Below are 12,059 nucleotides of genomic sequence, written 5' to 3' on the forward strand. Positions count from 1 at the left end.
GATGGCGGCGTAATCGCCCTATTCGGCCTGGATTGCTTCAATCAGCTGTGTATCTGAAACAATATGCGTCACATCATCCAGATGCCCAATTCTGGCCTCTCCCGAACGATTAAATTTACTTTTATCGATCAGTAATAAAGACTGCGATGCACGCTTAAGCAGAATGGATTTGAAGTCTGCGTTGGTTGCATTTGAGTCCCAGAGCGCACCGTCGCTGTCGATCCCTTCGCAGGAAAAAATAAACAGGTCAATCTCGAGTGGTTTTAGCTGCGAGATAAGCGAGGGATTAACGTAGCAACCGTATTTGCGCTCAAGACGACCGCCGGAGCTGATAAGCTGAATGTGTTCACGTTTAGCCAATTCCTGGCAGATGGGCTGGCTGTTGGTAAAAACGTGAATGTTGATGTCCGGTAACTGTCGCGCCAGATACCAGCAGGTAGAGCTGGCGTCTAAGGCAATTACCATACCTTCTTCGATCCATGCCAACGCTTCACGGGCGATATCCGCTTTGTGTGCATAGTGGCTTTTGAGTCGAATATGAAATGGGTCACCGCTGTCCTGATTTTCCCGGTGAATAACTTTGGCCCGACCGTGGTTGCGTAACACTTTTCCCTGGGTCTGTAACTCGCTGAGATCGCGGCGGATGGTCTCTTTGCTGACGTTAAGCTGCAAAGCCAGGGCTTCGGTTGTCAGGCTTTTGTGGTTAGTAAGCAGATCTACGATTGCCTGCTGGCGCGCCGCTTTCATGTTCTGATCCTCATCTAATGATGAATGCCCGTACCTGACGGGCATTCTGACCAGAGATTACGGCGTTACCCCTTTTTTTAAAAGAATATTCCCGTACTTTGCCCGCTCTCCTGTGATAACGATCGCAAACGCCTTTTGTGCTCGTTCGTAAAAGGCATAGCGGTCAATACGCGTGATGTCCGGGCAGGGGGTCTGTAATGAAAGTGCCTGACGATAGCGAGCCTCAACGTCAGGATCGAGAGTGTCACCTTCAACCGCAGCCATCATCACCAGCGGTGGGGCGTAGCTGTCCAGTTCAAATAGCGGAATAAGCGCCCGCAGCAGATCGCTGACCAGCAGACCGTCAGCGCGGATGACCTGCGGCCCCATGCTGTTGGCCGGGAAGTGGGCATCGGAAAAGATAATCTCATCGCCGTGTCCCATTTCGGCCAGCACTTTCAGTAAGTCGGGGGAAATTAAGGGAGATATCGTTTTAAGCATGTTACTCGACTCCTGTGAGTTCGGATTCGGTTTGCGGATAGAAGTAACGGTACTGATAGCGCACCTGTTCGCGCGCCTGCTCCGGGGAGGTAAATTCCCCGATGCCTGACCAGGCAAACATTGCGGCGCCTGCCACGGTGGTTTCGGCATCATCCAGCACTTTGACTGGGATCCCGAGTACGTTCGCTTTGATTTGGTTCCACAAGATGTTGCGGCTGCCCCCGCCAACTAATAGCAGTTCAGTGGCCTGGAAATGGCCGATTTTTTCCAGCGTTTGCAGATTCCGCTGCAGCTGTTCTGTCAGTCCTTCCAGCGCGGCGCGATAAAAGTGCCCACGGGTAGTATTGAGGGTAACCCCTTGCCAGCCCGCATTCTGACAGGCCAGCAGGTCGCAGTGCATCTTCACCCCTTCGGCACCAGCGGGAATATCCCGAGCTTCATCAATCAACGTTTGCCAGGGCGTGTCCGCGGTCCATAACAGCTTTCGAACCCATTCAAGCACGCCGGAGGCCAGCCACTGCATTCCTGGATTGTTAAGCCCAGCCTGACTATCCAGCTCACAGGTGGAGCCCGCATAATGGCTGAGCAGGGAGGTATTTACCTGAGCACTGCGCACCATTAGAATTTCCCATGTGCCGGAAGAGAGTACCGGTTCATCCTGTTGGGCTCCTGCGCCAAATAGCGCAAACTGTGTGTCGTGTCCGGCAGAAATGACTGGAATACCCTCTGGAAGTCCGAGCTGGCTGGCGGCCTCGCGTTGCAGTACCCCAATTTGTTCGCCTGCTTCAACCAGGCGCGGAAACAGGCGACGCGGTATGCCTGTTGCCTGCAAAATGTCCTGGCTGAAATCACGTTGCTGGATATCCAGCATCTGGCTGGTTCCCGCCATGGTGATGTCAGTTGTGAACTCGCCGGTTAAACGTTGGTTGATAAGCGACGAGATAAACAGCCAGGCGTGCGCCTGTTCCAGTAATTGCGGGTGGTTCTCTTTCAGCCACACCAGTTTGTACAGCGTATTGAAGCTAAACGCCCCAACGCCGGAGATTTCCTGCAGTTGCTGCATTGACATGTAGCGATGGATATTCTCCATTACCGCTGCGGTACGTGGGCATTTCCAGCTGATCACCGGGTACAGTTGTTTGCCGTTCTTATCCACCAGCGCGCCATCCACGCCGAAGGTGGTGACGGCGATCCCGCGAATTTGGCAGGCGGCCAGTTGTGAGGAAAGCCGCTGACAGCAGTCGGCAAAGCGCTGCAGAATGGCCTCCAGCGACCATTGGTGCCAGGCACTGTTTTCTGCGGCGATGTCACTGGCGTTCGGGGTCGCTGCGCGGGCGACAATCTTTCCCTGTCGGTCAACGGCAATGGCCCGTACGTTGGTCGCGCCACAGTCGAGAACCAGAATAACCTCTTGTTTCATAATTGCTCCTGGGAGATTACCTATTGCCGGATGGCGGCTTCGCCTTATCCGGCCTACAAAACCGTGTGCTTCGTAGGCCGCGCCGCCATCAGGCAATCGCTCGATGTTTAACGCTTATACAGCGGACCGTAGTTCTGACAAGCGCGGTAATCCTGACCTTCCGTATCCATACCGTGGGCGGCCCAGGAGGAAGGACGATAAATTTTCTCGTCTTCCACGTTGTGCATGCACACCGGGATACGCAGCATGGCAGCCAGAGTGATAAAGTCCGCACCTACGTGACCAATCGTCAGCACCCCGTGGTTAGCACCCCAGTTAGCCATGACGGAATAGACGTCGCTGAACGGGCCCTTGCCGGTTAAGCGCGGAGCAAACCAGGTGGTTGGCCATGTGGAGTTGGTACGCGCATCAAGCTGGTCGTGCATATCTTTCGGCAGCTCCACGCTCCAGCCTTCCGCGATTTGCAGCACCGGCCCCAACCCTTTGATGATGTTGATACGGCTCATGGTGAACGGCACACCGCCTTCAGTCAGGAAGCGAGATGAGTAACCGCCCCCGCGGAAGTATTCGTGAATAGCCGGGCACCATTCGGTTGCCGCCAGGCATTCATCCGCCTCTTTCTGCGAGATTTCCCAGTGTGGTTTCATGGTCGGTTTACCTTCGCTGTCGCGCTGTTTGCAGGAACCGTCCAGTGCCGCAGAACCGGAGTTAATCAAGTGAATAATGCCGTGCTCAGCAAGACCGGTCAGTGGTTTACCCGTGACGCGTTCAACCGCCTCTGGCGACCAGTAGGTGCGCACATCGGCAAAGACCTGGGCCGTGCCGGTGAGTTGATGGCCGAACAGCATCGCCACGCCGTTCAGGCTGTCGTTTTCTGTCGCGACAACGAACGGTTCACGAACGCCATTCCAGTCAAAGGAGCTGTTGAGCAACGCTTCGGCGGTATCGCCATTTGGGTATTGATCGGTCCAGTGACGCTGGCCCTGGAAGCCTGCGGCGATCGCGTTATAGCCCAGGGATTCTTCGACCAGACCTTTGTCTGCCAGCTTTTTGTTACCCTGCATCATGTCGCGAATGCACATAGCCATCAGCAGGCTTTCTTTCAGCACTGCGCGGCTTTGTTCTGCGTTACGCTTATATTGCTGCGCGTTCTGATCTTCGCCGTAGCGGAAGTTTTTGTCCGCCCACGCCAGCGCCATTTCCAGCTCGGTTTCATCATAGATTTTCTGGTCAATGCGACGACGCAGTTCGGTCATATCAACCGCCTGCACCTTCATACCCAGCCAGGATTCAAAGAAGTTATGGTCGACGATAGAACCGGCGATACCCATTGATACACCACCGACAGACAGGTAGCTTTTCCCTTTCATACTGGCGACCGCTAAGCCGGCACGGGCAAAGCGCAGCAGTTTTTCTTCAACATCGGCAGGGATAGATGTGTCGTCTGCATCCTGTACGTCATGACCATAAATGGAGAAGGCAGGAAGGCCTTTTTGGCTGTGAGCTGCCAGTGCGGCGGCAAGGTAAACCGCCCCTGGACGTTCCGTGCCGTTGAAGCCCCAGATCGCTTTCGGGCGCATCGGATCCATGTCGATGGTTTCACTGCCGTAGCACCAACATGGGGTAACGGTAATCGTCACGCCAACATTCTGGCTGCTGAATTTTTCTTCACAGGCTGCGGATTCCGCCATGCCGGCGATACAGGTATCGGCAATCACACATTCAATTTGTGCGCCGCAGGCATGACGAAGTTTTTCAGTGATAAGCGCTGCGGTAGCTTTAGCCATATTCATGGTTTGCTCTTCGAGCGACTCACGTACACCCATACGACGTCCGTCAATAACCGGGCGAATACCAATTTTTGGTAAGCTGATTTTTTTCATCACAGATTCCTCACGTTATTCGGATAAATATTCAGTTGGCTGCCGTTTGTGAACGGAAGCGGGCAAAAATAAAGATGATGGCGAAGCAAAGCGCCGGGACCAGTTCAGCGGTCGGGATATTGCCAGCGGCATCGCTGACAAAGCCCATCACCGGGGTCACAATGCCGCCGCCAATGATGGTCATGACGATAAAAGACGAGCCATATTTGGTGTCTTGTCCCAGATTTTTGATCCCCAGAGAAAAAATGGTTGGGTACTGAATCGACATAAATGCGCTGCACAACGTCAGGGCCAGCAGGCCGATCTGGCCACCGGTGAAGGCGGAAATCAGGCACAGGATCATGGCAAGCAGGGCATATGCGGCCAGCACTTTATGCGGCGCAAAGCGACTGATAAGCCAGGTGCCGGAGAAACGACCGATAAAGAAGCACACCATGGTGCCGGTCAGGTAGTTGGCGGCGAAACCTGGCGTCATGCCTGGGATCTCTTCGATTGCGTAGCGAATCAGGTAGCTCCAGCAGGCAGTTTGTGCACCGACGTAGCAGAACTGCGCCAGTACCGCCCAACGCCAGTGGCGAATGCGCACCAGGCGGGAAAGGGACGCGGAGAATGAACTCTGAGCGTTGTCACTGTGATCGTCACTTTGCAGGGTCGGAAACTTGGTAAACATGATCAGCAGGGCGACCAGCAAAACGACCGCGACGATGATCATATAAGGGGTTTGAACCGATAACACCAGGCTGTGCTTGTAGGCGCTTAGCTGTTCTGGCGCCATCTTATCGAGTACGTCTTGAGATTGATGTGGCACATTAGACAAAATAAGACTTTGCCCAAAAACAACCGCAATAATGGCACCAAATGAGTTAAAAGTTTGCGCGAGATTTAATCGGAAGTGACCGCCGCTTTCCGGGCCCAGTACGGTTACAAAGGGGTTGGCAGCCGTTTCCAGACAACCTAAGCCCGCCGCAATAATAAATAGGCCAATCAGGAATAAGGTGTAATTCATTACCTCAGCCGCTGGCCAGAATAATGCTGCACCGATGGCATATAAGAATAATCCGGTAATAATGCCTGCTTTATAACTTAGTTTTTTCATCAGGATCCCGGCTGGGATTGGAATGACGAAATAACCAAAATAAAAAGCAGATTGAATCAGATCAGCCTGAAAGTTTGTTAATGTAAATGCTTGCTGAAATTGTGGTAATAAAATGTCATTAAGATTATTGGCAACCGCCCAAAGAAAAAACAGTGAACAGAGTAACGCGAAGGGAATGACATAATTTTTTGTCTGCCCCCGCTCTACCGCATGAAAACTTTGTGTTTGTATTGATGTGTTTCCCATAGCATCCTCATCAGTTCATAAGCATGTTCAACAGCTTAAGAGTACGATTGGTGATTTTTACCAACCTGCTAATCCAGGTGAGTTCCGGTAACCTGCCAGATAAAATTGGCCTTCATGAATGAACTCATGAATTCATTTTCAAATAAAAACCGGCCATTAATATGATGGTGGTCACATTTATGCTCAGGGTGTGGGTTTATGTGATTATCATCACTTTAATTTCTTTAAAATAATGACCGTTTGAGGAAAATAAATTAAAAAGCCACAGGGATAATGCCCGAATTAATTAGTTAAGTGGAAAACGGGTAATGGTAACAATTTATTCGCAAATGACCGTTTTACAATGGTTTTATTAAGAACGGACATTTTGCAATTGTAATATTATGCTTGCATGTTTTTATTCATCGTTATTAGTTGATGAACATCACAAAATCCAGTGCTAAAAATTCCCTTCTCTTTATTCAGCATGATGATAGTTAGCAAATACCCGCTTAAATCAACAGAGCGTCGAGGTATTAGCAATGTTCTGTTGTCGCATTTTGACTCACTGAGAGAGGTAAGTAATGGAACGAAATACGCTGGCACGGCAGATTATCAATACCTGCCTGGAAATGACCCGTCTGGGGCTGAATCAGGGGACTGCGGGTAATGTAAGTGTGCGTTACCAGGACGGGATGTTAATTACCCCGACGGGTATTCCCTATGACAAACTCACCGAATCCCACATAGTGTACATCAATGCTGAGGGACAGCACGAAGAAGGGAAATTACCTTCCAGCGAGTGGCGGTTCCATATGGCCGCTTATCAGACGCGTCCCGATGCTCAGGCGGTGGTCCATAATCATGCCGTGCATTGTACTGCTGTTTCTATTCTCAACCGGCCAATCCCGGCAATCCATTACATGATTGCGGCGGCTGGCGGTAACTCAATTCCCTGTGCGCCATATGCGACGTTTGGCACGCGTGAGCTTTCCGAGCACGTTGCGGTAGCGCTGAAAAACCGAAAAGCAACGCTGTTGCAGCATCATGGGCTGATCGCCTGCGAAGAAAATCTGGAAAAAGCCCTGTGGTTAGCGCATGAAGTGGAAGTGCTGGCGCAGCTTTATCTCAGCACGCTGGCGATTACCGATCCGGTTCCGGTACTGGATGATGAGGCTATCGCTATTGTGCTGGAAAAATTCAAAACATACGGATTGCGTATTGAGGAATAGGAGATAAAACGATGGCGAACAGAATGATTCTGAACGAAACGGCATGGTTTGGCCGGGGCGCTGTTGGTGCATTAACCGATGAAGTTATTCGTCGTGGTTATCGCAAAGCGTTGATTGTGACTGATAAAAATCTGGTGCAGTGCGGCGTTGTTGAGAAGGTGACTTCCCGAATGGATGCTGCAGGTCTGGCATGGGAAATCTATTCAGGCGTTATTCCTAATCCAACCATTGCGGTAGTGCAGGAAGGATTGAGTGTCTTTCAGCAAAGCGGCGCAGACTATCTGGTCGCCATTGGTGGAGGCTCCCCGCAGGATACCTGTAAAGCGATTGGCATTATTAACAATAACCCAGAGTTTGCGGATGTACGCAGCCTTGAAGGGTTATCGCCGACACGCTTCCCGAGCGTGCCAGTTATGGCTATCCCAACCACTGCGGGAACGGCGGCGGAAGTGACCATTAACTACGTGATCACTGACGAAGAGAATCGGCGTAAGTTTGTTTGTGTCGATCCACATGACATCCCGCAGGTGGCGTTCATTGATGCTGACATGATGGACGGCATGCCTGCTGCATTAAAAGCGGCTACTGGCGTAGATGCACTGACTCATGCCATTGAAGGCTACATCACGCGGGCTGCGTGGGCGCTTACCGATGCGCTGCACATTAAAGCCATCGAAATTATTGCCGGGTCATTACGCGGTTCCGTTGCGGGCGACAGCCAGGCGGGGGAAGCGATGGCTCTGGGCCAGTACGTTGCCGGGATGGGTTTCTCCAACGTAGGTCTGGGATTAGTGCATGGTATGGCACACCCGTTAGGCGCGTTCTACAACACGCCGCACGGCGTCGCGAATGCCATTTTGCTGCCGCACGTGATGCACTATAACGCCGAATTCACCGGGGAAAAATTCCGCGATATTGCCCGGGTAATGGGGGTTAAGGTTGAAGGACTGACGCTGGCAGATGCACGCAAAGCGGCGGTGGATGCCGTCTTCGCCCTTAATCGCGATGTAGGTATCCCACTGCATCTACGCGATGTTGGCGTCCGTAAAGAGGATATTCCTGCGCTGGCGCAAGCCGCATTTGACGATGTTTGTACCGGGGGAAATCCGCGTGAAGCGAGCCTTGGGGATATCGTTGAGCTGTACCATACTGCCTGGTAATCACCTGGCGCTTATCCGGCCTACAGGGTTGTACGATAAGTAGGCCGGATAAGCGCAGCGCCATCCGGAAATAAGACTACCGCGCCAGCCGTAGCTGCTGTAGGTTTCCGTCGATATGTAAGTCCGTTTGCAGCCGCGCGATATCGCGGCACAAAAACGCCATCTCCCGATGTTCTTCGAGTTTCTTGCGCCATTTCTCCGGTACGTCATCCAGATGTTCATACAGCGCCTCCAGCGTTGGAAACTGTGCCAGCAGTTGTGTGGCGCTTTTAGGACCAATACCGGCAACCCCCGGTATTTTAGAACTGCTGATCCCGGCCAGTCCCCAATAATCTGGCAGTTGTTGCGGCAGTACGCCGAACTCTTTCTCGATAAACGGCGCATCCAGCCAGCGTTTCTGGAAATAATCGCGAATCCGCAGCGTTGGGGAGAGTAGCTGACAGTAGCCTTTATCGGTTGAGACGATAGTCGCCTGGTGTCCCGCCTGGCTAACTTTCACCGCCAGAGTGGCGGCTAAATCATCGGCTTCATTCCCGCTGGATACCCAGCAGCAGACGCCGCGCTGTTCAAAAGCGGCGCGTAAGGCGGACATTTCCTGGTGTAAATCGTCAGGCATCGGCGGGCGACCGGCTTTGTAGTCAGGTAACCGTTGATGACGCCAGCCGCTGTTACGCGCTTCGTCATCAAATACCGCCACGGCGTGCGTGGGTTGACTGTGCACAATCAGCTGATCGAGCGCATGCTGGCATGTCTCCACGCAGGGGGAGCCCTGTACGGCGTGAATACGGCGGATGAGATTCAGTGCATCAACAATGAGCAGGTGGACGGCCACGGTGTTCTCCCTAACAAATTAGTCTGTAGGGTAACATTCACGACGAGTGGAGACGAGCATTGCGAAAGAGCGCTATCCGAAAGCCTGATAAGCGAAGCGCCAGCAGGCAATAAAAGCCGGATACGGCGAGCGCCTTATCCGGCCTACAGATACGAAAATGTGCTGAGAATTAATCGCAGGTGACAATCTTCATCGCCAGACCACCACGAGAGGTTTCGCGGTATTTGGCATTCATGTCTTTACCGGTTTCGTACATGGTCTCGATAACTTTATCGAGGCACACGCGTGGTTCACTGGTACGGCGCAGCGCCATACGTGCAGCGTTCACCGCTTTAACCGAAGCAATGGCATTACGCTCAATGCACGGTACCTGAACCTGGCCGGCAACCGGGTCGCAGGTCAGACCCAGGTTGTGTTCCATACCGATTTCTGCCGCGATGCATACCTGCATTGGGCTACCGCCCAGCAGTTCAGCCAGACCAGCCGCTGCCATGGAGCAGGCGACGCCAACTTCACCCTGACAGCCGACTTCGGCACCAGAGATAGAGGCGTTCATCTTGTACAGTGAACCAATGGCGCTCGCGACCAGCATGTAGCGTGCCAGCGAGTTAGCGTTCACTTCACGGATAAACTTGTCGTAATACGCCAGTACGGCAGGAACAATCCCGCATGCACCGTTGGTTGGTGCAGTCACCACGCGTCCACCGGCTGCGTTTTCTTCGTTCACGGCCAGCGCGAACATGTTGATCCAGTCAACAACCGCCATCGGGTCGGTGGTGGTTTTGTCGCTGCTGACCAGCATGCGACGCAGCGCAGCAGCACGACGCGGAACGCGCAGTTTGCCCGGCAATACACCTTCGGTGGTGATGCCGCGTTCAATCCCGCTACGCATCACTTCCCAGACGTTAGCAAAGTGCTGTTCCAGCTCTTCTTTGCTGTGCAGCGCCAGTTCGTTTTGCATCATCAGACCGGAAAGCGACAGGCCGGTTTCCTGGCAATGACGTTGCAAATCAGCTGCGGATTTATACGGATATGGCACGTTTACCGGAGAGTTGTTCGGTAAACCAAAATGTTCTTCATCAACGATGAACCCACCGCCAATGGAATAGTAAGTCTGGCTGTAAATGGCCTTTTCGCCCGCCAGTGCGGTAATGCGCATCCCGTTTTCGTGCAGGGACAGATTGTCCGCATGGAAATTCATGCACTTATCGACCGGGAACTCGACCTCATGTTGACCGTCTGCCAGCAGCAAACGCCCATGAGTATTCACATCCTGGATAAAGGACGGAATGGCATCAATGTCTACGGTATCCGGCAGATTACCCGCCAGGCCCATAATAATCGCGATGTCGGTATGGTGACCTTTCCCCGTCAGAGATAAAGAGCCATAGACATCAACCACTACGCGGGTTACGTCAGTGAGAATTCCGCGTGCAATCAGGTCATCCGTGAATTGTTTGCCTGCTTTCATCGGGCCAACAGTGTGGGAGCTGGAAGGGCCAATGCCGATTTTGAAAATATCGAATACGCTAATCATGAGGCGTCCATTGTGTATCGAGGTGCGCCGCCCCGAGGAGCGGCGCAGGGGAATTAACTGAACAGAGAGTAGAAAATAGCGGAGATAGCGATCAGGCCCATAATCACAACGAAGACGTTGCTGATATGGCCGCTGTACTTACGCATTGCCGGTACTTTCTGAATGGCATACATCGGCATCAGGAACAGAATCATCGCGATGATTGGGCCACCCAGGGTCTCAATCATGCCGAGGATGCTTGGGTTCAGCGTCGCCACAATCCAGGTGGTTACCAGCATGAACAGCGCAGTGATTTTGTTCAGTTTGTTGATTTCGATGGATTTGCCTTTGCCGCGCAGAGACTTAATCACCATACCATTGAAGCCTTCACGTGCGCCCAGGTAGTGGCCCAGGAAGGATTTGGTGATAGCGATAATCGCGATGATCGGTGCCATCCAGGCAATAATCGGCGCGTTAAAGTGGTTCGCCAGGTAAGACAGAATCGAGATGTTCTGCTCTTTCGCTGCTGCCAGGTCTGCCGGAGTCAGGCTGAATACGCAGCTGAAGACGAAGAACATAACGGTCAGTACCATCATGATGTGAGCGAATGCCAGAATCTTGGAGCATTTTTTCTCTGCTTCATCACCGTACTCTTCACGCTTCGCCACGGCGAAGGAGGAGATGATCGGGGAGTGGTTGAAGGAGAACACCATTACCGGAATTGCCAGCCACAGGGTCAACAGCAGGCCGTTGCCGGTGGTTGCCGCAGAGTCAAAAGACATGGTTTCCAGAATCGCACCGCTCCACTGAGGGATCAGGTACAGCGCCAGCAGCATCAGCGCCGCAACGAACGGGAATACCAGGATGCTCATCGCCTTAACGATCATCTGCTCACCGAAGCGCACGATGGTCATCATGCCGACAATCAGGATCAGTGACAGGATTGCGCGCGGCGGCGGCGTAATCGCCAGCTGGTGGGTCAGGAAGCTTTCAACCGTGTTGGTGATGGCTACGCTGTAAACCAACAGAATCGGGTAGATAGCGAAGAAGTAGAGCAGGGTAATCAGTTTACCTGCACCAACACCAAAGTGTTCTTCTACAACTTCGGTGATGTCTTCACCCGGATTTTTACCGGACAGCACAAAGCGAGTCAGGCCACGGTGTGCAAAGAAGGTCATTGGGAAGGCAAGGATCGCCATGATGATCAGCGGGATCATACCGCCTACGCCTGCGTTAATCGGCAGGAACAATACACCCGCCCCAATCGCCGTGCCGTAAAGGCCCAGCATCCACATGGTGTCTGTTTTGCGCCATGCGCTGCGGGTCTGGCCCGTAACGATAGTGCTGGTTTGAGTGTTTTCCATCTATTTCTCCTGGAGGAAGCTTAAAAAGTCGGGTTTGGGGTCAATCCAATGAGAAAGTACCCGACTGTAAATCGAAATTCGTTGAGCGATTTTTATATAATTTT

At 52.6% G+C, this 12,059-nt stretch carries 10 protein-coding genes; 2 read left to right on the top strand and 8 right to left on the bottom strand.

The annotated features are described in order from the left end of the window. Nucleotides 1–18: 18 nt before the first annotated feature. The 5 genes from fucR to fucP all read right to left on the bottom strand — a co-directional run bounded on the left by fucR (nt 19) and on the right by fucP (nt 5,872). Nucleotides 19–747, bottom strand: coding sequence for an L-fucose operon activator (gene fucR, locus OGY72_RS12250; protein ID WP_003825642.1), 729 nt, complete (start codon nt 745–747; stop codon nt 19–21). 57 nt (nt 748–804) lie between these two features. Next, nucleotides 805–1,227: an L-fucose mutarotase gene (gene fucU, locus OGY72_RS12255; RefSeq protein ID WP_048215640.1), complete on the bottom strand. Its 423-nt coding sequence runs from the start codon at nt 1,225–1,227 to the stop codon at nt 805–807. Between the two features lies 1 nt (nt 1,228). Next, on the bottom strand, nt 1,229–2,647 hold the full coding sequence (gene fucK / locus OGY72_RS12260) for an L-fuculokinase (RefSeq protein WP_148361519.1): 1,419 nt from the start codon (nt 2,645–2,647) through the stop codon (nt 1,229–1,231). Between the two features lie 107 nt (nt 2,648–2,754). Then, nucleotides 2,755–4,530, bottom strand: coding sequence for an L-fucose isomerase (fucI, locus tag OGY72_RS12265; RefSeq protein WP_003825648.1), 1,776 nt, complete (start codon nt 4,528–4,530; stop codon nt 2,755–2,757). Between the two features lie 31 nt (nt 4,531–4,561). Further along, nucleotides 4,562–5,872: an L-fucose:H+ symporter permease gene (fucP, locus tag OGY72_RS12270; RefSeq protein ID WP_286547804.1), complete on the bottom strand. Its 1,311-nt coding sequence runs from the start codon at nt 5,870–5,872 to the stop codon at nt 4,562–4,564. A gap of 563 nt (nt 5,873–6,435) precedes the next feature. On the opposite strand from fucP, the gene fucA reads away from it, so the two are divergent. Then, on the top strand, nt 6,436–7,083 hold the full coding sequence (gene fucA / locus OGY72_RS12275; protein ID WP_003825656.1) for an L-fuculose-phosphate aldolase: 648 nt from the start codon (nt 6,436–6,438) through the stop codon (nt 7,081–7,083). Between the two features lie 11 nt (nt 7,084–7,094). Next, on the top strand, nt 7,095–8,243 hold the full coding sequence (fucO, locus tag OGY72_RS12280; protein ID WP_149281289.1) for a lactaldehyde reductase: 1,149 nt from the start codon (nt 7,095–7,097) through the stop codon (nt 8,241–8,243). Nucleotides 8,244–8,319: 76 nt separating this feature from the next. Here fucO and xni read toward each other — a convergent pair whose 3' ends face one another. The 3 genes from xni to OGY72_RS12295 form a co-directional block, all read right to left on the bottom strand. Beyond that, entirely contained in the window at nt 8,320–9,075 is a 756-nt protein-coding gene (xni, locus tag OGY72_RS12285; RefSeq protein WP_063940943.1) for a flap endonuclease Xni, read from the bottom strand. Nucleotides 9,076–9,244: 169 nt separating this feature from the next. Continuing rightward, nucleotides 9,245–10,612 (bottom strand): L-serine ammonia-lyase, encoded by a 1,368-nt coding sequence (locus tag OGY72_RS12290; protein ID WP_003034070.1) that lies wholly within the window; start codon nt 10,610–10,612, stop codon nt 9,245–9,247. A gap of 53 nt (nt 10,613–10,665) precedes the next feature. After that, the gene (locus OGY72_RS12295; protein WP_003034073.1) at nt 10,666–11,955 is read right to left on the bottom strand and encodes an HAAAP family serine/threonine permease; all 1,290 of its coding nucleotides are present in this window, start codon (nt 11,953–11,955) and stop codon (nt 10,666–10,668) included. Nucleotides 11,956–12,059 lie beyond the last annotated feature (104 nt).

Origin of the sequence: Citrobacter sp. Cpo221, from assembly GCF_030332345.1 — a bacterium.
Taxonomy (GTDB): Bacteria; Pseudomonadota; Gammaproteobacteria; order Enterobacterales; family Enterobacteriaceae; genus Citrobacter; species Citrobacter portucalensis.

Excerpts from the sequence above, each read along its gene's own strand:
- fucK (WP_148361519.1), bottom strand. The coding sequence starts at position 2,647 with ATGAAACAAGAGGTTATTCTGGTTCTCGACTGTGGCGCGACCAACGTA.
- fucU (WP_048215640.1), bottom strand. The coding sequence starts at position 1,227 with ATGCTTAAAACGATATCTCCCTTAATTTCCCCCGACTTACTGAAAGTG.
- fucR (WP_003825642.1), bottom strand. The coding sequence starts at position 747 with ATGAAAGCGGCGCGCCAGCAGGCAATCGTAGATCTGCTTACTAACCAC.
- fucP (WP_286547804.1), bottom strand. The coding sequence starts at position 5,872 with ATGGGAAACACATCAATACAAACACAAAGTTTTCATGCGGTAGAGCGG.
- OGY72_RS12290 (WP_003034070.1), bottom strand. The coding sequence starts at position 10,612 with ATGATTAGCGTATTCGATATTTTCAAAATCGGCATTGGCCCTTCCAGC.
- fucO (WP_149281289.1), top strand. The coding sequence starts at position 7,095 with ATGGCGAACAGAATGATTCTGAACGAAACGGCATGGTTTGGCCGGGGC.
- fucA (WP_003825656.1), top strand. The coding sequence starts at position 6,436 with ATGGAACGAAATACGCTGGCACGGCAGATTATCAATACCTGCCTGGAA.
- fucI (WP_003825648.1), bottom strand. The coding sequence starts at position 4,530 with ATGAAAAAAATCAGCTTACCAAAAATTGGTATTCGCCCGGTTATTGAC.
- OGY72_RS12295 (WP_003034073.1), bottom strand. The coding sequence starts at position 11,955 with ATGGAAAACACTCAAACCAGCACTATCGTTACGGGCCAGACCCGCAGC.